This is a genomic window from Ruegeria sp. CG8 (genome assembly GCF_056537165.1).
The window spans coordinates 115075-137089 of record NZ_JBQFRA010000004.1 but is presented as its reverse complement, the minus strand read 5'-3'; the positions used below and the strand labels follow the sequence as shown (position 1 = coordinate 137089).

Genomic DNA, 22015 nt, shown 5'->3' with positions numbered 1-22015 from the left:
TCAGCGGTCCTTCGGATCCAGTGCGTCACGCAGGCCATCGCCGATGAAGAACATCGTGATGATGATGGTGACGTAAAATGCCAGGGGGTACATCAGTTGCCACAACGTGCCGTAACCCATGGTTCCGGCGCCCTCGGCGATCAGACGACCCAACGAGGTATAGGGCTCGGAGATCCCCAGCCCCAAGAACGAGATGAAGCTTTCCGTCAGGATCATCTCGGGCACCAGCAGCGAGGCATAGACGATCACCACGCCCAGCAGGTTGGGCAGGATGTGGCGGTACATGATGGTGAACTCGCTGACACCGGCGGCGCGGGCGGCCTCGATGAATTCGCGGTTCTTCAGGGTCAGGGTCTGGCCGCGCACGATCCGCGCCATGGTCAGCCATCCCACCGCACCCAGTGCGATGAACAGCATGAAGAACGACCGCCCCGCCACGACCAGCAGCAGGATGATGACCAGCGTGGCCGGAATAGCCAGGAGGATGTCGACGAAGCGCATCATCACGCCGTCGACGCGCCCGCCGATATAGCCGGCGGCGATGCCATAGCACGTGCCCACGATCAGCGCGGTGGCCGCCCCGATCAGACCCACCAGCAATGAGGTTGTGGTGGCCTGGATGACCCGGCTGTACAGGTCTCGCCCGAGATCGTCGACGCCGAAATAGTGGCCGGTCTCGATGGACGGCATACCCATGCCGGCCACGTCGCCCATGACGTTCCAGTCGATTTCCTCATTGCTCCAGACGGCAAAGTAGGGCCCGATGATCGTGAACAGTACGATCAGGGCCAGGATGAACACGCTGGCCATGGCGGCCTTGTTGCGGACAAAACGCATCCGCGCGTCCTGCCAAAGCGAACGTCCCTGAATGACCGTGTAATCGGTGATGTCTTCGGCCAGATGGGCGGCTTTCTGAGATTTTCCAAGCATTTGCCAGCCCCCTCAGTAACGGATTTTCGGATCGAACCAGGCATAAGCCAGGTCGGTCAGCAGGTTCACCAGAACGGTCAGAACGCCATAGAGGATCGTGACCCCCAGCAGCACGGCATAGTCGCGCGACAGGGCCGAACCCACATAGGCCTGCCCCAGCCCACCGGTCGAGAAATAGATGTCAACGAAGACCGAACCGGTCAGCACATAGACGAAGACCGGCCCCAGATAGGACACCACCGGCAGCAGCGTGGGTTTCAGCGCATGGCGCCAGATCACGGTGCGGGTGGGCAGGCCCTTGGCCCGCGCGGTGCGGATGAAGTTCGAATTCAGAACCTCAAGCATCGACGAACGCGTGATCCGCGCGATCGAACCCATGTATGAGGTCGCAAGCGCGATGACGGGCATGATCAAATATTGCCACTGGCCCCCGTTCCAGCCGCCGCCCGGCAGCCAGCCCAGCCACAGGGTGAAGGTCAGGATCAGGATCGGGCCCATGATGAAGTTCGGCAGCGCCTGGGCGGCGATGCCCAGACCCACGGCGAAATAGTCGATCCAGCTGTTGTGGCGGATCGCGGCGGCGATGCCTAAACTGACGCCCACCAGCGTGGCCACGAGGAAGGACAGCATCCCGTAGGTCAGCGAAATCGGAAAGCCCTGCGCGATGATGTCGTTCACGTCGCGGTCCTTGAACTTGAAGGACGGGCCGAAATCGAAATGCACCACGATGTTGTACAGGTAATCCCACAGCTGTTTCCACAGCGGCTGATCCAGCCCGTAGCGCGCCTCGATATTGGCCAGAACCTGCGGCGGCAACGGCCGCTCCGAGGTGAAGGGCCCGCCGGGCGCGAAGTGCATCAGAAAGAAACTGGCGACGATCAGCAACAGGATCGTCGGAACGGCGATCAGCAGTCGCCGGATGACATAGGCAAGCATTTCATGCCCCCAATTATTGGCCCTGCCCCAGAGCATGTCCGGGGCAGGGCGCGATCAAAGGATGATGATTACTCGGCGATCTTGTAGAGGTTCTTCGAGTACCAGTTCTGCTCGACGTTGTTCACCGGCCAATTCCCCACGTCGCTGTCCATCATGTAGACACCGGCATAGTGGTAGATCGGGATCACAGGGGTTTCCTGTGCGATGATCCGCTCGACCTCGGTGTACAGCGGGGCCGGATCGTCCGAGGTTTTGGCCTGGGCCAGCAGCTCGTCGACCTTGGCATTGTTGTACTTGCCGTCATTGTAGCCGGAATCCGACTGCAGCAGGTCCAGGAAGGTTGAGGCTTCGTTGTAGTCGCCGCACCATGCGCCACGGGCCAGTTCAAAGTTCTGGTTGCCGCGCTCTTCGAGGAAGATCTTCCATTCCATGTTGGCCAACTCGACCTGGGCACCCAGCTTCTGCTTCCACATCTGGCTGAGGGCCACGGCGACTTTCTTGTGCGCCTCGGAGGTGTTGTAGACCATCGCGAAGCTCAGCGGGTTGTCGGGACCGTATCCGGCCTCGGCCAGCAGTTCCTTCGCCAGCTCGTCGCGCTCGGCCTGGGTCATCGACGCCATTTCCACGACCGGCGGGGTGAACCCTGCGGTGGCTTCGGGCACGAAGGTGTAGGCTTCGGGCTGACCGCCGGCCAGGATGTTCTCGGTGATGATCTTGCGGTCAACCGCCAGCGACAGGGCCTGACGCACGTTCGGGTCCTTGAAGGCCTCGGGGCCGCCGTCGGACAGGTTGAACGTGTAGTAGTAGTTGCACAGGCGCGGGAAGCTGATCGCCTCGTTCGGGTATTCCTTCTTCAGGCGTGGGAACTGGCCTGCGGGCACCTCGGTGCGGTCCAGCTCGCCGGCCAGATAGCGGGTCAGGGCCACGTTTTCATCGTTGATGACCAGAGCCACGACCTTGTCGATGATGGTGTTGTCGTTGTCCCAGTACATCGGGTTGCGCTCGCGCACCGAGCGTTCGTTGGGCAGGTGCTCGGTCAGGACATAGGCGCCGTTCGACACGATGTTGCCGGGCTTGGTCCATTCATCGCCGAACTGCTCGATGACCTTCTGCGGGGCCGGGAAGGTAGTCGAGTGCGTGGTCATCTGCGGGAAATAGGGCAGCGGCGCGCTCAGTTTCACTTCCAGCGTGTGGTCGTCGATCGCCTTGACGCCCAGATCGTCGACCGGCTTGTCGCCCGCGATGATCTCGGCGGCGTTCTCGATCGACATCAGTTCCATGAACCAGGAATAGGGCGAGGACAGGGCCGGATCGACGGCGCGCTTCCAGGCAAAAACGAAATCATGTGCGGTGACCGGATCGCCGTTCGACCACTTGGCGTTGTCGCGCAGGGTGAAGGTGTAAACGTCCTTGGTCTCGTTGGTGGTATAGCCGGTGGCCACGCCCGGAACCAGTTTGCCGTCTTCGTCCTGGTTCATCAGACCTTCGAACAGGTCGCGGACAATCTCGGCGCCCGACACGTCCTCGACCACCTGCGGGTCGACCGAGCTGTGCTCGTCCAGCACGCGGTAGACGAAGGTCTGGTCATCGGCCAGCGGCTCGCCGGTGACTGGATGGGTGCCCGCGGCCAGCGCCGCACCGGTGATGAAGGTCGAGCACAGCAGGCCCGCCACCGAGTTTCGAAGGATGGTGTTCATGATCTTCTCCCAATTATTGTGGCGGCGGTCTGCGCATCCATATGGGATGGCGTCCGGCGGCCCTGGTTGCCCGACATCCGCTGGGACCCGGTTCTTTTGGATTTTGGGTTGTGCCAATTCGCAAGGATCACTGCGTCGCAGCTTTCTGGATTGCAGTCGGTGAAGTGGATGCAAGAGCTTCCTCTCGCTGGCCGAGACCGTGCCACTATTTTGGGCAGGGTTAAAGCCTTCCCATGAGTCCGGATCGCCTAAAGGTAGAAAGAAACTTCGTGACGCTTGGTCGCTGAAATTTTGTAACGATGGCGTGTATCGTTGCGATATTTTCGTGCCCGAGCCGCTCGGATTGCAGCCCGAGGCGCGATCTGTTTCGGCAGAATTTCGCCGCTCGCTTTCGCCCGATCAGGCGAATCGCCAACGGTCAGGGACGCAACCGCGACTTCATCCCGGCCTCGGGGAAACAGGTGGGGCGCTTGCTGGTTTCTTCCTGCCAGCGGCCGATCGACCGGCGGGTTTTGTATCCCGGGAGCCCGTCGGCACCGCCCACGTCGTGCCCCATCGCGATCAACGCCTGCTGCATGGTCGCGATATCCGACCGGTAGAGACCGCCCACCTTGCCCCAGCGGCCTTTGAAATCGCCCACGCCATACTGAATGCGATCGCCCACATGGCCCACGAACAAGGCGTAGAGGTCGCTCATGTTGTAGTCTTTGAGAACGTAGAAATTGGGCGTTACGACAAAGGCCGGACCGTTCCGGCCAGCCGGCATCATCAGGTAGCCCTCGCCGCGCAGCTCGTGTTCGGGGAAGGGGCGGCCCGAGACGCGTGTGATGCCCATGGCGACCCAGTCGCGGATCGGGCGACCCTGATCGGGACCCTCAAGCGCGCAGGACACAGATGCCGGTACGGTCACCTCGAACCCCCAATCGCGGCCGCTGACCCAACCGTGCCGCGCGAGGTAGTTTCCGATCGATGCAATCGTGTCGTCAGCCGACCCCCATATGTCGGCCCGCCCGTCCGCATTGCCGTCGGCCGCGTGGTTCAAAAAGCTGGTCGGCATGAATTGGGGCTGGCCCAACGCGCCGGCCCAGCTGCTTTTCATCGCGCGGCCGTTCACGTGACCAGCCTCGACGATCTGCAGCGCGGCGATCAGTTCGCCGGTGAAATACTCCGCGCGCGTGCTCATGAATCCCTTGGTGGCCAGCACCTGGATTGCGTCATGCCGGATCGGAACCTGCCCATAGCCGCTTTCTCGGCCCCAGACCGCAAGGATGATCCGGGCGGGAACGCCGGTCTGTTCCTCGACCCGGCGCAGCGTTTCCTCATGACGCTTGGCCATACGCCGACCGCCGGCGGCGGCACCCTGAACCGAATTTGCGTTGAAATACCGGCCGGGGGACCCGAACTCGGCTTGCCTTTGCTTTTTGGGCGTCCGCGCCGGAGAGCCCGGCGGAACAAGATCGGGCAGTTCCCAATTCAGGCGAACCCCGTCGGTTGCGCTGTAAAACGTGCGGCGCGATACACCCTGCGCCCGAGCCAACGGCCAGACCTGTTGCTGCAACCAGTCCTGAAACTGCCGCTCGACCGCGGCTCGGTCCTGCGCGATCGCTGCGCCGGAAAACGCGATCAGTCCAATCAGAAAAAGCATTAAACGCATGACCCAATGACTGACGCGACCCACTGGCCAAGTCAACTCGATGGTGACGTGGGTTACGGCCGCCCGGGAAAAACCTTGTGAAATCTGCTGACTCTGCCGATAGTTGCACCAACCTGAGGTTTGATGAGGGCGATCCGGCGTGAGCGGAAACAGGACGATACCTGCGGTACTGACAGCGCTGATCGTGGTCGTATTGTGGTTGGGCGCGGCGCAATCGGCTCTGGCCAGCGACAGTTTCATGGATCCTCAAGGCCCTATTGCGGCGGTCCAAAAAACACACCTGGTGCGCGCGACCGCGTTGATCCTGATTGCGGTCATTCCGGTTCTGGTTCTGGTTCCCTTGATCGCTCTTCGCTTTCGGCGCCGCGCGCAAAGCCCGGCTGCCTATCGGCCCAAATGGGATTTCTCGCCCCTGCTGGAAACCGCGATGTGGGGTGTGCCGGTGGTGATCGTGGCGCTGCTGTCCTTTTATCTTTGGAAAGCAACCCACCGGCTGGACCCTTACGCGGCGCCGTTCGGAGATGAACCGGCCCTGCGTGTGCAGGTGGTGGGGCTGGATTGGAAATGGCTGTTCATCTACCCCGACCTGGGCATCGCGACGGTGGGTGAGTTCGGGGTGCCAACAAAACAACAAGTCGCCCTGACACTGACGACGGACACGGTGATGCAGTCATTCATGGTTCCCGCCCTTGCGGGGCAGATCTACGCGATGCCGGGAATGACGACCCAATTGCATCTCGTGGCTGATGCCCCCGGACAAATGCAGGGCGAAAACACCCAGTACAACGGGCGCGGCTTCACCAAGCAGAAGTTCCAGACGGTCGCGATGCCGCCGCCGGATTTCGACTCATGGGTCGACCGTGTTCGGCAGAACGGTATCGTTCTGGACCCGGCAACCTACCGAACGTTGGCCATGCGGACAGACCGGGACGAGGTTCAGGCCGCGCTTGGCACCGCGCAGATGCCGGACAATGCGCTGTATTTCCGCCTGGATGATGGCGATCTGTTCCACAGCATCCTGGGCCGGTATCACAACGGGCAACCTCTGCCGCAGGATCAGCAACCGGGAACCGCCCAATTCGGCCAGGAGGACAAGCAATGACATCTGCCGAGTCCGGTTTCTTCGGCCGTCTGAACTGGGATGCCTTCCCCATCGCCGGGCTGATCCAAGACCCCAATACGAATGAAATCGTGGCCAATGCCGCGGCGGGCGTGGTGATCGTGGGGGTGGCCGCGGTTCTGGGACTGCTCACCTGGTTTCGCCTGTGGGGGCCGCTGTGGCGCGACTGGTTGACCAGCGCGGATCACAAGAAGATCGGCATCATGTATATCGTCTTTGCCATCGTCATGCTGGCGCGCGGCGTTCTGGAAGGCGTCGTGATGCGCGCCCAACAGGCGGCCGGGCCGGGCGAGGGGTTCCTCGAGGCCGAACACTTTGCCGAACTGTTCAGCACCCACGGCACGATCATGATCTTCTTCGTTGCGGTGCCCTTCGTGTTCGGACTGGCGAATTTCCTCGTCCCGCTGATGATCGGCGCACGCGACGTGGCCTTTCCGGTGATGAATCAGATCAGCCTCGGCCTGACGGTTTCGGCGGGGATGATGCTGATGGTCTCACTGGTGGTGGGCGAGTTTTCCACCGGCGGCTGGACGGCCTATCCGCCCTATACCGGCGCGGCCTTCAATCCGGGTGTGGGGCCGGATTACTGGATCTGGGCGATCGTGGTGTCGGGCATCGGCACCACCCTGACGGGGATCAACTTTGCCGTCACGATCTACAAACTGCGCGCGCCTGGGATGAAATTCATGCGGTTGCCGATGTATTGCTGGACGATCATCTGCAGCTCGATCCTGATCGTGTTCGCCATGCCGCCCCTGGGGGTGGCGGCACTATTGCTGGCCGCCGACCGGTATCTTGATTTCCATTTCTTCACCAATGACCTGGGCGGCAACATGATGAACTATGCCAACCTGTTCTGGCTGTTCGGCCACCCCGAGGTCTATCTGCTGGTTCTGCCGGCCTATGGCATCTATTCCGAAGTCTTCGCGACCTTCTCGGCCAAGCGGCTCTATGGCTACAACTCGCTGGTGATCGCGACCATGTCGATTGCGGTGCTGTCGTTTACCGTCTGGCTGCACCATTTCTTCACCATGGGCCAAAGCGCCCTGATCAATGCGGTGTTCGGCATCGCCACGATGCTGATCGCTATACCCACCGGCGTCAAGGTCTATGACTGGATGGCCACCCTGTATCGCGGCCGCATCCGGTTCTCGGTGCCGATGCTGTACGGGCTGGCCTTTCTGATGTTGTTCGTGATCGGTGGGCTCAGCGGGGTGATCCTGGCCAACCCGACCGTCGATTACCAGGTGCACAATACGCTGTTCCTGGTCGCGCATTTCCACAACGTGTTGCTGCCGGGTGTCCTGTTCGGATTGCTTGCGGGCTACAATTACTGGTTTCCCAAGGCGTTCGGCTTCCGCCTGGATGAGGCCTGGGGGCGGATATCGGTCGTGCTGTGGACGGTGGGCTTCATGCTGACCTTCCTGCCGCTGTATTTCGTCGGTCTGATGGGTATGCCGCGCCGCTCCTACAGCTGGGAGGATCCGAGCTTTCATCCCTACATGATCACGGCCGTCATCGGCGCGCTGGTCATTCTGGCGGCCTTGCTTTCGGTCGTCGTGCAGCTGTGGGTCAGCATCCGCAACCGGGAACAGAGCCGCGTTCCGATTGGCGACCCTTGGGACGCCCGCACGCTGGAATGGTCGATCCCGGCGCCGCCGCCGCCCTACAATTTCGCGATCATCCCGCATGTCACGGACCGCGACGATTTCGCCACCGCGAAAGAGCGTGGCGAGGCCTACCCGCACCCCGACCGGTACGAGGACATCACCATGCCGCGCAACACCAGCATCGGTTTCGTGCTCTGCGTGCTCAGCGGTGTGTGGATGTTTGCGCTGGTCTGGTGGATCTGGTGGCTGGCGGCGTTGGTGACCGTGATGATGATACTGTCGTTCGTCCTGTGGACCTTTCAGACCGATACCGAAGAAGTGGTGTCTGCTGACGAGGTGCGCAGGCAGCACGAGGCCTGGTTGGACCTGGTCCGCAACGCGACCCCTGTGAACCGGGATCACGAAGGTGCGCCAGAAAACACCGGGCTTGCCCGACCGGATCTGGAGGCGGCGACATGAAGCCTGCACCAACCCACAGTTACCCCGGTCTGAACCTTGGGCGGCGTCATGCCAGCGCGCACAAGGCGACCGAAGTGGTGACCTTCGGTTTCTGGGTCTTTCTGATGAGCGACCTAGTCTATTTCGGGCTGATGTTCGGCGTCTACATCACCATGATCGACGCGCAGGCCGGTGGTCCGGGTCCGCACGAGTTGTTCGATCTCTACAGCATCTTTGCCCAGACGCTGATCTTGTTGACCAGCAGCCTGACTGTTGGACTTGCCATGCTGGCGCTGAAATACAACCTGCCGCGCGGTCGGATCGTCCTGTGGTTCGGGGTTACGCTGCTGCTTGGGCTGAGTTTTCTGGTCCTCGAGATCCGCGATTTCATGTCGATGGCGGACAAGGGCGGCATCCCGCAGCGCAGCGGTTTCCTGTCCGCCTTCTACGGGCTGGTGCCTCTGCACGGGCTGCATGTGGCCGCGGGCTGTGTGTGGCTGGTCGTTCTGGGCATTCAACTGCGGGTCATGGGGATGACCGACCTCGTGATTTCGCGCGTGGTGCGGCTGGCGCTGTTCTGGCACTTCCTTGACCTGATCTGGATCGGCATCATCACCATCGTGTATTTCGGAGGGCTGACCTATGGATAAACGGTCCGAGATGCACAGGCGCGAGCGGCGCCGGTATGTGATCGGCTATGGCGGCTCGCTGTTGCTGACACTCACCGTATTTGCGATCGCCTACTGGTTCGGCATCGAGACCAAGGGTGTCTATCTTGCAATTGGGCTGTTGGGTCTGGCGCAGTTGATCGTTCAACTGGTCTATTTCCTGCATATCGACCGTCGCCGCAGCAGCCGTGAAGATCTGGATTTGGTCCTGTTCTCGACGCTGGTTCTGCTGATCATCATTCTTGGAACGGTTTGGATCCTGGGTAATCTTGCAATGCGGATGCATATGCCGGGCATGTAGCGACCGGCTAGCCCATCACCCACAGTCCCAGCCACAAGGCTAGCCAGCACAGTCCGAGGCTGAGCAGGATGTTTCCACCCGCAAAGACAATCGTCCGCTCACGCTGCAGTTCAAGAGACTGGTAGGCAAAGCTGGAGAATGTCGTGAACCCTCCGCAAAAACCGAAAACCAGGCGCTTTTCTTCTTCGGCCATCTCCACGGGCCCGCCGAGGTAGCCGATCCAAAGCCCCAACAACAGGCTGCCCAATACGTTCACGACCAGCGTCGAGACCGGCAGGTCGTGGGTGATGGCCCGCGCGACCCAGTGGCGAAGGACTGCTCCCAGTCCGCCGCCCAGCCCAAACACCGCATGCAGATACAGGTCGGTCATTCGGCCGATCCTCCTGAGCGGCGGCGGCGTCCGATTGCCTCGCCCAGAATGGCCGCGCCCAAACCGCAGATGACTTCGGCCGCCAACGGGAAGATGACCGACCAGCCGTCGGTTTCAGCGATCCGTTCCAGTTCGGCGGCAAAGGACGAAAACGTCGACAATCCGCCGCAGAAACCAACGGCCCCGAGGTGCAGAACATGGGCATGCACCCGGCCCCGTATGGCGTAGAGCCATCCCAGAATGAAACAGGCCACAACATTGATGCCGAAGGTCGATGTCAGCAACGGCATCCCCGGGATTTCCAGCGCAAACAGTTCGCGCAGGATCGACCCAGCCGCCCCGCCGACAAAGACGGCGGCGTACATCATGGGCTTCCCCGAAACTGCCGCCTGAGTTTTGGCCAAGGACGCTTCTCCGCCTGTGGGGTTTGGATTTGGATAGCGGCTGTGCCGCCCGGGTTCAACCGCCGCAACCAAGCCACCGCAAATCCGCCCGATGCTAGGGGTGGCCGTACAAAGGCTTGCAATCAAAGGGCAACCTGCCCACGATCTATCGGGACAGGCCCGATGGGGTCGGAACCAGAGGGCAGGTCATGACGTCGAATTCCGTATGCAAGGTATTGCTGGATATTCTCGCGGATGCCGGAGGGCGCCAGATCTTCGGCGTGACGGGCGATGCGCTCAACCCCCTGCTTGAAGCCATGCGCGGGGATAGCCGGTTCGAATGGATCGGGGTCAGGCACGAGGAAAACGCAGCCTACGCAGCCTATGCCCAGGCGCATCTGACCGGCGGGATCGGGATTTGTGCCGGAACCGTCGGTCCCGGAGCGCTTCACCTGATCAATGGACTGTACAACGCCCGGCGTGAGGGTGCAGGGGTCGTGGCGATCACAGGTCAGGTTGCTCATCGGGAGCGCGGGACCGGATACCACCAGGAAGTCAATCTTGAGAAAGTGTTCGAGGATGTCTGCGGCTATCAGGCCGTGATCAATTCGCCGGACCAGATGCCGCGACTGGCTCAGATTGCCGTGCAACGCGCCTTGATCAACCGCGAGGTCGTGCGGATAGAACTGCCCATCGACGTATCCGAACAGCAGGTGCCCAGCTTGCACCAACTGCACCCGATCCTGAAAACGCCATCAACGCTGATCCCGCCCAAATCCGAAATCGACCGTGCGGCCGAGATCATCAACGCGGGCAGGAAAGTCGCCCTTTTCGCCGGCGTGGGATGCAGAGAAGCCAAGGACAAGGTTCTGGCTCTGTCGCAGCGGCTGAACGCGCCGATCACGCATTCCCTCAAGGGCAAGGACATTTTTGACTATGATGATCCCAACGTGGTCGGGATGACCGGGTTGATCGGCAATCCCGGCGGGTATCACGCAGTGCGCGACTGCGATGTGCTGGTGATGCTGGGGACGGACTTCCCATACGAGTGGTTCCTGCCGGAAAAAGCGAAAATCATCCAGATCGATCGCAACGTCGAACATCTGGGACGCCGCGCGCCCATCGCATCGGGATTGCTGGGGGATGTGGGCGCGACGCTGGATCTGCTCTTGCCAAAGCTGGCAGCAAAGGACGACAGGGCGTTTGCCGATCGTCAGGTCAAGCTGTGTACGAAATGGCTGGCGCAGCAAGACCGCGACTCCAGTCTCGAGCGCGACACCGAGCCACTCCACCCGCAGCTATTCGCGCGGCAGGTCTCCAACCAGGCTGCCGATGACGCGATATTTGCAATGGATATCGGCGAATGCACGGTCTGGGTGGCGCGTCAGACCCGGATGAAAGGCGGACGGCGCATGGTGGGGTCGTTCAACCATTCGTCACTGGGGTCCGGGTTGCCGTCGGCGTTGGGAGCCGCCGCGCTGGATCCGAAGCGCGAGGTTTGGGCGTTCTGCGGTGATGGCGGTTTCGGCATGTCCATGCAGGATTTCGTGACTGCCGTGCGCTACGAGTGGCCCATTAAGGTGCTGGTCTTTAACAACCAGACGCTGGGCTTCGTGAAGATGGAGATGGAGGTGGCGGGTTATCCGCTGAACCCCGCTGCTACCGATCTGGTGAACCCGGACTTTGCGGAATACGCGAGGGTTTGCGGTGGGGATGGGGTCCGTGTGGAACATGCGGCTGACATCCCCGAGGCCGTCGCGCGGGCCAAAGAGAGCCGAAAGCCATTCATCATCGACGCCATGGTCACGCCCGGCGAGTTGGTCATGCCTCCGCATATCGATACCAAGATGGCCTGGGGTTTCGGCATGTCGAAACTGAAAGAAGGCATCCTGCTGGCCAAGGGTGAACATGCGCAGTGGGACAACTGGGTCAAGGAACTCAAGGCCAACCTCTGACCGATTGGCCCAAGGGAGAGCAAGATGATCGTACGTCGAATATATTATGTTGTGACCTATGTGGTTCTGCCTTTGACCGTGGTCTGGGGTTTGTACTGGCCTCCGGCATTCTGGCTGCTGATTTTGCTGGTCCCTTACGCGTTGGTCGGGCTGTACGACATGCTGACCACCAAACACAACGTACTGAACAACTATCCGGTTCTGGGCCATTTCCGGTATATGCTGGAGTTCGTCAGCCCGGAAATCCGCCAGTATTTCGTGGAAACCAACGAAAGCGGGCGGCCCTTCAATAGGATCATTCGCGCGCTGGTGTATTCACGAGCAAAGGGACAGGTCGACACTCAGGCCTTCGGCACCCAGTACGATATCACCGAAGTCGGATATCACCGGGCCAATCACTCGCTTGCGCCCAAGGACGTTCCGGAAAGCGAAGAGCGTGTGATGCTTGGCGGTCCTCAGTGTGAAAAGCCCTATCTTGCATCGCGGCTGAACGTTTCAGCGATGAGCTTCGGGGCACTCAGCGCCAACGCAATCCGCGCCCTGAACGGCGGGGCCAAGGATGGCGGTTTCGCACACAACACGGGCGAGGGCGGGCTGTCGCCGCACCATCTTGCCGAAGGCGGTGATATCATCTGGCAGATTGGCACCGGATACTTCGGTTGTCGGACGGCAGAGGGCGGCTTTGACAAGGACAAGTTCGCCCAGAATGCCCAGAAGGATGTCGTGAAGGCGATTGAGATCAAACTGTCCCAAGGCGCGAAACCGTCCCATGGCGGTGTTCTGCCGGCGGCCAAGGTCGATGAAGAGATCGCTCTTATTCGTGGCGTACCCGTGCATCAGGATGTGATTTCGCCACCCATTCACTCGGCCTTTGACGGGCCAACGGGCCTTATGCATTTTGTGCAGCACCTGCGCGAAATGTCCGGGGGCAAACCGGTCGGGTTCAAGCTGTGCATCGGCAACCGGTCCGAGTTCATGGGGATCTGCAAGGCCATGCTGGAAACGGGCATTCTGCCCGATTTCATCACCGTGGACGGGGCCGAGGGCGGGACCGGCGCGGCGCCTGTGGAATTCACCAACCGTCTGGGCGTACCGTTGAACGAAGGGCTGATCTTCGTGAACAACTGTCTGCGCGGAGTAGGTCTGCGGGACAAGATCCGGGTGATCTGTTCAGGCAAAGTGGCAACCGGCTATGACATGATCGAGAAATTCGCGCTGGGGGCTGACATGTGCAATGCGGCGCGGGCGATGATGTTCGCCGTGGGCTGCATTCAGGCCCTGCATTGCAATACGAACCGCTGCCCGTCGGGCGTCGCAACACAGGATCCCATTCGCGGCCGCGCGGTCAACGTGCCGCAGAAACGCAAGCGGGTTCACCGCTTTCATGACGCCACCCTGGAAAGCTTTCGCGAAATACTGGGTGCAATGGGGAAAGAGCGCGTATCTGACCTCGGCCCATCCGATATCTACCGCCGAATTGCCAACGAGCGCGAGTGCTCATACGCGGAACTTTACACCTTTATCGAGCCAGGTGCCTTGTTGAAAGATTCAGTGCCGCAGGAATTTGCAGCGGATTGGCAGAAGGCGTCGGCGAGCCATTTCTGATTTTTTCTCGAATGTTCCAAGGATCCGTTCCTGTCTTGCGTCTGAATAGTCAGAATGAGCAAACTGACCTCGGATGAAGAATTGGCCCATGCGGCCACCAACGGGGACGCGGAAGCGTTCGCGACGCTGCTTGGGCGGCACTATGACCGCGTGTTCCGGCTGGCCTTTCGGCTGACCGGCAGCGCCGAGGTCGCCGAAGATCTGACGCAGGACATATGTGCCGCCTTGCCCGCCAAAATTGTCGGCTTTCGAGCGAGTTCAAAGTTCACGACCTGGCTGTATCGGGTCGTCTGCAACGCGGCACACGATGCGCGGCGTCGAACGGCCAGCCGAAACCGTGCAGCAATCGGCTGGGGCGATGTGGAAAAGATGCGGCGCGCCGAAGCCGTCGAGACGGCCGAGGCCCTGTCATGGCTGCAACGGGCCATGCAGAGCTTGCCCGAAGATCTGCGTCAGACACTGGCGCTGACGCTGGATGATGAAATGACCCATGCACAGGCCGCCGACGTGCTGGGCGTGTCCGAGGGCACGGTCTCATGGCGCCTGTCCGAAGCCCGAAAGCGCCTGCGCGCGATCAAACAAGAGGAGCTTGCCCAATGAGTGATGAGCTCGATGATCTGAAAACACTGATGGATGCCGCAACGCCTGCAGCAGATGAAAAGCGGCGGGCCGTCAATTTGGAGCTGGCCAGAAAAAACTTTGCTGATCTCCAAGGATCCCGACCCGGTACGCGTCCCAATGTCAAGCGAGGCCCGTTGGCCCGCGTGACAGAAGGAACCAAAGCCATGTTGAATGCAATTTCGACCCGCGGCACGCTGGCCGCTACAACAGCCATCGCTGCCGTTGCGCTGATCATGATCGTGCCGCAGACACGGGACGGTGTGCTGTCCCCCAGGTTCGGTACCGAGACCCGGGTGATCGGCCAGCCGCAGGCGGTTCGGCCAACCGGTCGATCAGACGCTGAAACGGCCGAGATGGATCTCGAGGAACCCGTTGTCGAAGCGCCGATGGTTGTGGATGAAGCCCGGGAACCTCTGGCAAAACGCAGCCTTCTTTCGCAAGGCCGCCTCGCCGACAGCACAGTGGCCCCTTCGGTTTCGAGCGACGCTTTTCGTCCGCCAGCGCGACCCGAGCAGTCGTCCGAAGAATTTGCAAACGCCGAAACCAACTCACTCAAGGTCACCGCGGAAGAACCGGTTTCCACGTTTTCGATTGACGTCGATACCGCATCTTACGCCATCGTCAGGTCCTCGCTTCTGGCTGGTCACTTGCCCCCGCGTGACGCGGTGCGGATTGAAGAAATGGTAAACTATTTTCCCTATTCCTATCCGGCGCCGGACGGCGCGGTGCCGTTTCAGCCAAGCATCACGGTCATGCCCAGCCCCTGGAATACCGGTACTCGACTGGTCCATATTGGCATTCAGGGAACGCTTCCGGTGATCGAGGAGCGTCCGGCGCTCAATCTTGTCTTTCTCATCGACACCTCGGGCTCGATGCAGGACGCCAGCAAGTTGCCCTTGTTGAAACGGTCCTTGCGCCTGATGTTGCCCAAGTTGCGACCCGAGGATCAGGTGTCGATCGTGACCTATGCTGGCAGTGCGGGCCAGGTTCTGGAGCCGACATCTGCAGCCGATCAGGCCAAGATCCTGCGGGCGCTCGAACAATTGGACGCGGGCGGGTCCACAGCGGGACAAGCCGGGCTTCAGCAAGCCTATCAGGTTGCTGAAGACATGGCCGCCGAGGGCGAGGTGACGCGGGTCATTCTGGCCACGGACGGGGATTTCAACGTTGGCCTGTCCGATCCCGAAGCTCTCAAGGAGTTTATCTCTGACAAGCGCGACAGCGGAACATACCTGAGCGTTCTGGGTTTCGGGCGCGGTAACCTTGATGACGCGACGATGCAGGCCCTGGCCCAGAACGGAAACGGTCAGGCGGCTTACATCGACACGCTGGGCGAGGCCCGCAAAGTGCTGGTTGACCAACTGACCGGTGCGCTGTTTCCAATTGCCAACGACGTCAAGATTCAGGTCGAATTCAACCCTGCCCAAATCGCCGAATACCGCCTGATCGGGTACGAAACCCGCGCTTTGCGCCGCGAGGACTTTTTGAATGACACTGTTGATGCGGGCGACATAGGTGCTGGCCACAGCGTGACCGCGATTTACGAAGTCACGCCGGTCGGCTCCAACGCAATTCGCAATGCACCGCTACGGTATGGAAACACCGCCCCCGCTTCGGGCAGTGATGAAATCGGCTATTTCAAGCTGCGGTACAAAACACCCGGCGACACGCGCGGCCAGTTGATCGAGCAACCGATCTTGGACGGGCAGGGCCGCCAGACGGACGACGTGAGGTTTTCCGTCGCGATTGCAGGTTTCGGCCAGTTGTTGCGCGGCGGCACTTACCTGTCCGACTGGAGCTATGATGATGCAATCGCGATGGGCAACACAGCCCGTGGGGCCGATCCTTTCGGGTACCGGACCGAAGCCGTGACCCTGATGCGTCTGGCGCAATCCCTGTCAAAATAAAGGGTGGGCAATCCGTGTCAGTTCAACGACGGGCGCGGATTGTTGGCAGCGTGCGAATGAATCTTCCGCACGCTCCACTCAACTGCGTCTCGCATGGTTTTGCCCAAGGCGGTGTCAAAAGCGGTAACAAGATCCGGCGTCTCGTCGCTGGTCGAGACAACGGCTTCCTGGAACGAGCTTGAAGCGATGATCTTGTCTTCGAACTCGTCGATGATCTTGATGTTCATTCGCACTTCGATTTTTACGGTTTTCGAGTTTTCGGTTTCTCCGACGACAATCCCTTGAAACTCGCGCAGGTCCGGAACGATGATGTAGTCGGCGCGCAAGCCGACCGTCGAACGGCCCACGGCGGCGACGCGACCGCTGTTTTCAAAGCTTTCGACCATCAAAGCCTGAACGATCAAAGGTGCTCGGTCCACCCACCGGGCACGCGGCAGATACTGAACCTGAAGGGGCGTCGGCTGCACGGCAATCTGGTCGGTGTTCACCGCAGCGGTCGCAGTGGGTTCCTGGATGACGATCTGTTTCTGCACCCGGGGCAAAGACTGCGAGAACGTGCTCTTGGGGGTCAGCAGATACAGGTCGTTCGGTTTCGAGGCCTGTTTCAACGTGCCCAGACCGGCACATCCGCCCAGCGTCGTGATTGCAAGGGTCAGAAAAAGGGGCCTGATCATTGACGGAACTCCGATGCTTGGGTGCCCAGAAGGAAACGCGCGGGGTCGCGCTCGACCTTGTCGACAAGACGGTCCAGACTGATGACAAGGCGTTGGGATTCTTCCACGAAACGAACGAATTGAGGCAGTCCGACCCGCAGGAAGTCTGAAACCTGCCGGCGGTTTTGTTGAACGATGCCGTCGATCGTTCCCAACAGGTCCGATGCCGATTGCGACGCGCTCAGAACGTCCGCTGAAATCTGGTCGATCTTGTCGGTAACGTTCGTTACCGTTTCGGCCACTTTGGTGGCGGCGTTTCGGATGTCGTCAACAACCTGTGCGACATCTACGTCCATCACGCGATTGGCCGAGTCGAACGCGCGTTCTGCGGATGCCAGAGTTCCTTTCGCCGTATCCATGGCCGAGGTCACCGAGTCGAGCGTTTGGTTGGCGTTTGCAAACGTGTTGTTCACTGTTGCCATGGTGACCGCGGCTTCATCCGACAGCCCGATCAGGCGGTCCGCGAGTTGTGACCCGCGCTCGATGAAGGGGCGGACGTCGTCTTCGATGACCTTGTTGGCCGTGGCCAGCGTCTGGTTCGCGCTGTCCAGTGCGGTTTTTGCCGATTCCGAGGCCGTTTTGATGCTGTTCAGCGTATCAGTTCCGGTGGTCAGCGTGGTTTCTGCGGTATCGGCCAACTGGTCCAGGCGTTTGGTGAAGGCCCCGATGTCCTTTGCCGCGCCGCCCAGATCGCTGGACAGGGATTCAAAATCGTTCAGGGTCTTGTCCAGCCGGCCCGAGGCCGAAGCCAGGTTGTCGAGGATATCCGACACGGCTTTGCGATTGTTGTCATCCACCACTGCGTTCAGGTTCTCCAGCAAGGTCACCGCCTCGTCCAGGACCTTGGGTGCGCCTTCGAACAGGGATTGGATGGCGCTGCGCTTGCTTTTGATGACACTGTTCTGCGGCAACCTCTCGGCATCGGGCGACCCGCCCGACAGCTCGACATAGCTGACGCCGGTCACCCCAAGCGACTGCAACTGCGCGATCGTGTCCGTGGTCACCGGAATGTCAGCATCAACCTCAAGCCGGACCCTTACTTTGGATGGATCATCGTCATCCAGGTCCAGCGAAATGACCTGCCCCACGGGCAGGCCGTTATAGCTGACGCCACCGGCGGCTGACAGGCCCGACACGTTGTCGAACAGCACGTCATAGTAAGCGTATTGGCGCGTGACTTCGAACTTGGCCAGCCACAGGAAGAAGCCGAACGCGCTCAGGATGCCCGCCAGTGTAAACGCGCCGATCAGGATATAGTTCGCCCGGGTTTCCATCGCCTCTACCTGTCCTGCCCCTTCTGTTGCGCCGCGCGGGCCCGGGGGCCTGTGAAGTACTCCTGCACCCAAGGGTGGTCGACCTTGGTCATGTCTTCAATCGGACCTTCCACCAGCACGCGCTTTTCTGCAAGAACCGCAACGCGGTCGCAGATCGCGTACAGGCTGTCCAGGTCATGTGTTACCATGAATACGGTCAATCCCAAGGCCTGTTGCAATTCTCCGATCAATTCGTCGTAGGCCGCGGCGCCGATGGGATCCAGCCCGGCGGTGGGCTCGTCCAGAAACACGATCTCGGGGTCCAATGCCAATGCTCGGGCCAGCGCGGCCCGCTTGCGCATTCCGCCTGACAGCTCTGACGGGAACTTGCCGCAACTCAGCTGTGGCAGCCCCACAAGGCTGATCTTGAGGCTGCCGAGCGCCCGCATCAAGCTCTCGCTCAGGCCGGTGTGTTCGCGCAATGGGGCCATGACGTTCTGAAGCACGGTCAGCGAGGAAAACAGTGCCCCGTCCTGAAAGGCCACGCCCCAGCGTTTCTCGATGCGGCGTCGGTCGGCCTCGGGACCGTTCAGCACGTCGACACCCAAAACTTCGATACTGCCTGCCGCGGGTTTGTTCAGCCCGACTATGGTGCGCAGAAGGACGGACTTGCCGGTCCCGGACCCGCCGACAATGCCCAGCACTTCGCCGCGCCAGACATCCAGGTTCAGATCGTCATGCACCACCTGCGGACCGAACTGGTTGCGCAGATTGCGCACACGGATCACCGCTTCGCGCTGCGCGTCCAGCTTGGCGGTCGATGTCTGAGCAGATCCATCCATGTCAGACACCGATCTCGGAGAAGAAAATGGAAAACAGCGCGTCAATGGCAATGACCATGAAAATCGACTGAACAACTGACGCGGTGGTGCGTTGGCCGACGCTTTGGGCGGAACCCTTGACCTGCATTGCCTGCCAACAGGCGATTACCCCGATGACCATGGCAAAGAACGGCGCCTTGATCAGCCCAACCGCCAGGTGCCAGACGCTGGTGTTTTCCTTCAGGCGAGTAATGAACATTCCGGGGCTGACGCCCAGATCGATCCAGCTCATTAGGGCGCCGCCAAAAAGGCCTGCGATGTCGGCCACGAAGCCCAGGATCGGCAGCATGATAAGCAGTGCAAGAACCCGTGGTATGACGAGCACCTCGATCGGGTCCAGACCCAATGTGCGCATGGCGTCGATTTCTTCCTGCACTTTCATCGAGCCGATCGAGGCCGTGAAGGCCGAGCCGGATCGACCAGCCACGATGATGGCGGTCAGCAGGATACCCAGCTCGCGCAATACCGAGATCGAGATCAGCTCGACCACGAAAATTTCCGCGCCGAACTGTTTCAACTGGGTGGCCCCCTGAAAAGCCAGCACCACGCCGATCAGAAACCCCATCAGCGCCACGATGGGCAGGGCCTTGAACCCGGTTTCCTCCATCTGCGACACGACCGCCGCGCGGCGCAGGCGCCACGGCATGATCATCGTGCGGCCCAGCCGGTGCAGGGTCAGGCCCAGAAAGCCGAGAATCGACATGGTGTCGCGCCCGGCGCCCACCGTTGATTGGCCCAGGCTCTCAAGCCATGGCATGAATCCTTTTGGTGGGGCCTCGGCGGGAATGTCCTTGGGAATGTTCTCCGAGACGGTTTCCAGCAGCGCGGAATGTGCCGGTTTCAACCCGTCGAAAGCCACGGTCGCCCCTATGGCTGCGCAGCGGTTTTTCAGGTCCGCGATCAGCCACGCGCCGCCGGTGTCCAGCGCATCGATGTCGGACATGTCGACCGTCACATGCGCCGCATCCGGACGGGTGGCGCGAAAGGCGTCTTCGACGGCGCTCAACGACTGTGTCAGCATTTCGCCAGACACAATCACGCGCGCTGTGCCGCCTTCCTGTTCGACTGCAATCGAGGGTTTCGTCATGCCGGTATCAGACGGGAAACCGTTCCGGGCCGCAATGGCTTTGTTCAACCGGGCGGCGATTTGGATGCGGGGGTTACCGGTTTGCACGGCCCGGGTCGCCCTAGAGTCGAGAATTGGCGCAAAACCGGTTGCCTGCCCGAGGGAACCCCGACACAGTCCGCACCGTCGAACACCAGTTTTCCAATGGGAATCACGGCATGAGCCAAGCAGGAAACGTTCTTTTCATCATCATCGACCAATTGCGGGCCGATTGTCTGCGCGGTGCTCTGGCTGATCATGTCAACCTGCCCAATCTGCGCGCCTTCATGGACGAGGCCGTTTCGTTCGACCGGCATTTTTCCGTAACCAATCCCTGCGGACCGTCCCGCGCCTCTATCCTGACCGGGCAATACGCGATGAACCATCGTTCGGTCCGCAATGGCACGCCGCTGCGCCATGACACGCCGAACATCGCGACCGAGATGCGAAAAGCCGGCTATCTGCCGATGCTGTTCGGCTATACGGACACCTCGGCCGATCCACGGGTTCATCATCCGAATGATCCGTCGGTGAAGACCTACGAAAATCCGATGCACGGGTTTCACGAAGTACTCGAAATGCGCCTTGAGGAGTCCTATCCTTGGCGTTCCTACTTAATGCGCCGGGGATACGAGTTTGAAGACTACTGGGATCTCTACAAGCCGGTTTCGCCGGATGGGTCGGCCCCAAAATTGAACGACCCGGCCCTCTACACGGCCGAGGACAGCGACACCGCATTTCTAACCAACGGTTTTCTGGACGGAATTGCCGCCTATCGGAACTCGGGATGGTTCGCGCATTTGACGTATATCCGACCGCATCCGCCACTGGTGGCGCCCGCGCCCTACAACCGGATGTACGATCCCAACGCGTTGCCTTTGCCAAACCGTCTGCCCAGCCCGGAGGACGAAAAGGTCGGGCACCCGTTCTTTGGACCCGCTCTGGCCTCGAATACACCAAAAGACTGCGTGCAAGGTTTTGCCGAGGTGGAGCCGACGGATGAGAACACTCAGACCCTGCGGGCCGTCTATCTTGGATTGGCAACCGAGGTCGACCATCATATCGGCCGGGTCATCCGGTTTCTCAAGGACAGCGGCCAGTACGATGACACGCTGGTGGTGATCACCGCGGATCATGGCGAGATGCTGGGCGATCATTATTCCTGGGGCAAAATGTCGGTGTATGACGCGGCTTACCACACGCCGCTGATCATTCGTATGCCTGGCAATGCTCAGATGGCCGGCCAGCGTGTCGAAGTGCCGACCGAGTCAATTGATGTCGCACCCACGATCCTGGACTGGGTAGGGCAAGAGATCCCGAACTCGATGGATGGTCGATCCTTGTTGCCGCTGCTGCGTGGTGCCGTGCCTCGGGACTGGCGCCGGTATTCCTTTAGTGAGCTGGACTTTGCCGATCCGCTGACGCCCACTCAGTTTCAGGGTGACCTTGGGACGGGTCACAGCGACTCGTGTCTGGGCATCCTGCGTGACGAACGCTTTACCCTGGTCGAGTTTGCAGCCGACCTGCCGCCGTTGTTGTTCGACCACCACGGTCGGGGCGAGGCCAAGAATGTTGCCGCAAACCCTGACTACGCAGCTGATTTGGCGCGGCTTGGACGTGAAATGCTGCGCCACCGTATGCGGAACATGGATCATTCGCTGTCCCTGCATTCCGTGACATCGCAGGGGCCGAAATCAGTGCGCAGGTTCGATTGATCCAGGCGGTTGCCGACGATTTTCCAAACCTGTGCCGCCGCTGGCGGACACAACTCCGCGCGGCTCGGACGCCAAACAAATTCAGATAATTCAATGGACAAACGGTACCCGTGGGGTATCGTGACCTTGGAAATTCCTGCGCTGATCGCAATC

Annotated in this window: 19 protein-coding genes; 9 read left to right on the top strand and 10 right to left on the bottom strand. The window is 60.6% G+C overall.

Going from position 1 to position 22015, the window contains the following annotated elements; genetic code table 11:
* From ACR0EF_RS13710 to ACR0EF_RS13695, 4 genes are all read right to left on the bottom strand, one after another.
* Positions 1–930: an ABC transporter permease subunit gene (locus tag ACR0EF_RS13710; RefSeq protein ID WP_170372008.1), complete on the bottom strand. Its 930-nt coding sequence runs from the start codon at positions 928–930 to the stop codon at positions 1–3.
* A gap of 12 nt (positions 931–942) precedes the next feature.
* Positions 943–1866, bottom strand: coding sequence for an oligopeptide ABC transporter permease OppB (gene oppB / locus ACR0EF_RS13705; RefSeq protein WP_093963128.1), 924 nt, complete (start codon positions 1864–1866; stop codon positions 943–945).
* A gap of 68 nt (positions 1867–1934) precedes the next feature.
* Positions 1935–3563 carry a peptide ABC transporter substrate-binding protein gene (locus ACR0EF_RS13700; RefSeq protein ID WP_170372765.1) on the bottom strand — a complete coding sequence of 543 codons (1629 nt, stop codon included), beginning with the start codon at positions 3561–3563 and terminating at the stop codon, positions 1935–1937.
* 418 nt (positions 3564–3981) lie between these two features.
* Positions 3982–5217, bottom strand: coding sequence for a lytic murein transglycosylase (locus ACR0EF_RS13695; protein WP_170372767.1), 1236 nt, complete (start codon positions 5215–5217; stop codon positions 3982–3984).
* Between the two features lie 139 nt (positions 5218–5356).
* On the opposite strand from ACR0EF_RS13695, the gene ACR0EF_RS13690 reads away from it, so the two are divergent.
* Genes ACR0EF_RS13690 through ACR0EF_RS13675 form a run of 4 tightly spaced genes read left to right on the top strand, consistent with a single transcriptional unit; the run spans position 5357 to position 9354 of the window.
* On the top strand, positions 5357–6319 hold the full coding sequence (locus tag ACR0EF_RS13690; protein ID WP_367646412.1) for a cytochrome ubiquinol oxidase subunit II: 963 nt from the start codon (positions 5357–5359) through the stop codon (positions 6317–6319).
* Positions 6316–8406 (top strand): cbb3-type cytochrome c oxidase subunit I, encoded by a 2091-nt coding sequence (locus tag ACR0EF_RS13685; protein WP_170372012.1) that lies wholly within the window; start codon positions 6316–6318, stop codon positions 8404–8406. The genes ACR0EF_RS13690 and ACR0EF_RS13685 overlap by 4 nt, the downstream gene beginning before the upstream one ends.
* Positions 8403–9035 carry a cytochrome c oxidase subunit 3 gene (locus ACR0EF_RS13680; protein WP_170365940.1) on the top strand — a complete coding sequence of 211 codons (633 nt, stop codon included), beginning with the start codon at positions 8403–8405 and terminating at the stop codon, positions 9033–9035. Before ACR0EF_RS13685 ends, ACR0EF_RS13680 begins: the two co-directional genes overlap by 4 nt.
* Positions 9028–9354: a cytochrome o ubiquinol oxidase subunit IV gene (locus ACR0EF_RS13675; protein WP_244952445.1), complete on the top strand. Its 327-nt coding sequence runs from the start codon at positions 9028–9030 to the stop codon at positions 9352–9354. The genes ACR0EF_RS13680 and ACR0EF_RS13675 overlap by 8 nt, the downstream gene beginning before the upstream one ends.
* A 7-nt stretch (positions 9355–9361) precedes the next feature.
* On the opposite strand, the gene ACR0EF_RS13670 is transcribed toward ACR0EF_RS13675, so the two are convergent.
* A complete protein-coding gene (locus ACR0EF_RS13670; protein WP_170372770.1) occupies positions 9362–9724 on the bottom strand; it encodes a fluoride efflux transporter FluC in 363 nt (120 codons plus the stop codon).
* Positions 9721–10092 (bottom strand): fluoride efflux transporter FluC, encoded by a 372-nt coding sequence (locus ACR0EF_RS13665; protein WP_254433981.1) that lies wholly within the window; start codon positions 10090–10092, stop codon positions 9721–9723. The genes ACR0EF_RS13670 and ACR0EF_RS13665 overlap by 4 nt, the downstream gene beginning before the upstream one ends.
* Positions 10093–10316: 224 nt before the next feature.
* Between ACR0EF_RS13665 and ACR0EF_RS13660 the strand changes: the two genes are divergently transcribed.
* The 4 genes from ACR0EF_RS13660 to ACR0EF_RS13645 are packed head-to-tail and all read left to right on the top strand — an operon-like array spanning position 10317 to position 16195.
* Positions 10317–12062 (top strand): thiamine pyrophosphate-dependent enzyme, encoded by a 1746-nt coding sequence (locus tag ACR0EF_RS13660; protein ID WP_170372772.1) that lies wholly within the window; start codon positions 10317–10319, stop codon positions 12060–12062.
* 24 nt (positions 12063–12086) lie between these two features.
* The gene (locus ACR0EF_RS13655; protein WP_170372016.1) at positions 12087–13667 is read left to right on the top strand and encodes an FMN-binding glutamate synthase family protein; all 1581 of its coding nucleotides are present in this window, start codon (positions 12087–12089) and stop codon (positions 13665–13667) included.
* Between the two features lie 54 nt (positions 13668–13721).
* Positions 13722–14267, top strand: a complete 546-nt coding sequence (locus ACR0EF_RS13650) for an RNA polymerase sigma factor (RefSeq protein WP_170365935.1) — start codon at positions 13722–13724, stop codon at positions 14265–14267.
* Entirely contained in the window at positions 14264–16195 is a 1932-nt protein-coding gene (locus tag ACR0EF_RS13645; protein ID WP_170372020.1) for a vWA domain-containing protein, read from the top strand. Before ACR0EF_RS13650 ends, ACR0EF_RS13645 begins: the two co-directional genes overlap by 4 nt.
* A gap of 17 nt (positions 16196–16212) precedes the next feature.
* On the opposite strand, the gene ACR0EF_RS13640 is transcribed toward ACR0EF_RS13645, so the two are convergent.
* The 4 genes from ACR0EF_RS13640 to ACR0EF_RS13625 are packed head-to-tail and all read right to left on the bottom strand — an operon-like array spanning position 16213 to position 20129.
* Complete coding sequence (locus ACR0EF_RS13640) at positions 16213–16869, bottom strand: ABC-type transport auxiliary lipoprotein family protein (protein WP_170372022.1); 657 nt, start codon at positions 16867–16869, stop codon at positions 16213–16215.
* Positions 16866–18182, bottom strand: coding sequence for an MlaD family protein (locus ACR0EF_RS13635; protein ID WP_170372774.1), 1317 nt, complete (start codon positions 18180–18182; stop codon positions 16866–16868). Before ACR0EF_RS13635 ends, ACR0EF_RS13640 begins: the two co-directional genes overlap by 4 nt.
* A 5-nt stretch (positions 18183–18187) precedes the next feature.
* Complete coding sequence (locus ACR0EF_RS13630; RefSeq protein WP_170341340.1) at positions 18188–19003, bottom strand: ABC transporter ATP-binding protein; 816 nt, start codon at positions 19001–19003, stop codon at positions 18188–18190.
* Between the two features lies 1 nt (position 19004).
* A complete protein-coding gene (locus tag ACR0EF_RS13625) occupies positions 19005–20129 on the bottom strand; it encodes an MlaE family lipid ABC transporter permease subunit (protein WP_174820309.1) in 1125 nt (374 codons plus the stop codon).
* 197 nt (positions 20130–20326) lie between these two features.
* Between ACR0EF_RS13625 and ACR0EF_RS13620 the strand changes: the two genes are divergently transcribed.
* Positions 20327–21862 carry a sulfatase-like hydrolase/transferase gene (locus ACR0EF_RS13620; protein ID WP_170372776.1) on the top strand — a complete coding sequence of 512 codons (1536 nt, stop codon included), beginning with the start codon at positions 20327–20329 and terminating at the stop codon, positions 21860–21862.
* The last annotated feature ends 153 nt before the right edge of the window (positions 21863–22015 follow it).

Coding starts and splice junctions, on each gene's coding strand:
- ACR0EF_RS13630 (WP_170341340.1), bottom strand. CDS start 19,003: ATGGATGGATCTGCTCAGACATCGACCGCCAAGCTGGACGCGCAGCGC.
- ACR0EF_RS13645 (WP_170372020.1), top strand. CDS start 14,264: ATGAGTGATGAGCTCGATGATCTGAAAACACTGATGGATGCCGCAACG.
- ACR0EF_RS13620 (WP_170372776.1), top strand. CDS start 20,327: ATGAGCCAAGCAGGAAACGTTCTTTTCATCATCATCGACCAATTGCGG.
- ACR0EF_RS13660 (WP_170372772.1), top strand. CDS start 10,317: ATGACGTCGAATTCCGTATGCAAGGTATTGCTGGATATTCTCGCGGAT.
- ACR0EF_RS13685 (WP_170372012.1), top strand. CDS start 6,316: ATGACATCTGCCGAGTCCGGTTTCTTCGGCCGTCTGAACTGGGATGCC.
- ACR0EF_RS13625 (WP_174820309.1), bottom strand. CDS start 20,129: ATGACGAAACCCTCGATTGCAGTCGAACAGGAAGGCGGCACAGCGCGC.
- ACR0EF_RS13670 (WP_170372770.1), bottom strand. CDS start 9,724: ATGACCGACCTGTATCTGCATGCGGTGTTTGGGCTGGGCGGCGGACTG.
- ACR0EF_RS13675 (WP_244952445.1), top strand. CDS start 9,028: ATGGATAAACGGTCCGAGATGCACAGGCGCGAGCGGCGCCGGTATGTG.
- ACR0EF_RS13710 (WP_170372008.1), bottom strand. CDS start 930: ATGCTTGGAAAATCTCAGAAAGCCGCCCATCTGGCCGAAGACATCACC.
- ACR0EF_RS13700 (WP_170372765.1), bottom strand. CDS start 3,563: ATGAACACCATCCTTCGAAACTCGGTGGCGGGCCTGCTGTGCTCGACC.
- ACR0EF_RS13695 (WP_170372767.1), bottom strand. CDS start 5,217: ATGCGTTTAATGCTTTTTCTGATTGGACTGATCGCGTTTTCCGGCGCA.
- ACR0EF_RS13635 (WP_170372774.1), bottom strand. CDS start 18,182: ATGGAAACCCGGGCGAACTATATCCTGATCGGCGCGTTTACACTGGCG.
- ACR0EF_RS13650 (WP_170365935.1), top strand. CDS start 13,722: ATGAGCAAACTGACCTCGGATGAAGAATTGGCCCATGCGGCCACCAAC.
- ACR0EF_RS13640 (WP_170372022.1), bottom strand. CDS start 16,869: ATGATCAGGCCCCTTTTTCTGACCCTTGCAATCACGACGCTGGGCGGA.
- ACR0EF_RS13655 (WP_170372016.1), top strand. CDS start 12,087: ATGATCGTACGTCGAATATATTATGTTGTGACCTATGTGGTTCTGCCT.
- oppB (WP_093963128.1), bottom strand. CDS start 1,866: ATGCTTGCCTATGTCATCCGGCGACTGCTGATCGCCGTTCCGACGATC.
- ACR0EF_RS13680 (WP_170365940.1), top strand. CDS start 8,403: ATGAAGCCTGCACCAACCCACAGTTACCCCGGTCTGAACCTTGGGCGG.
- ACR0EF_RS13665 (WP_254433981.1), bottom strand. CDS start 10,092: ATGATGTACGCCGCCGTCTTTGTCGGCGGGGCGGCTGGGTCGATCCTG.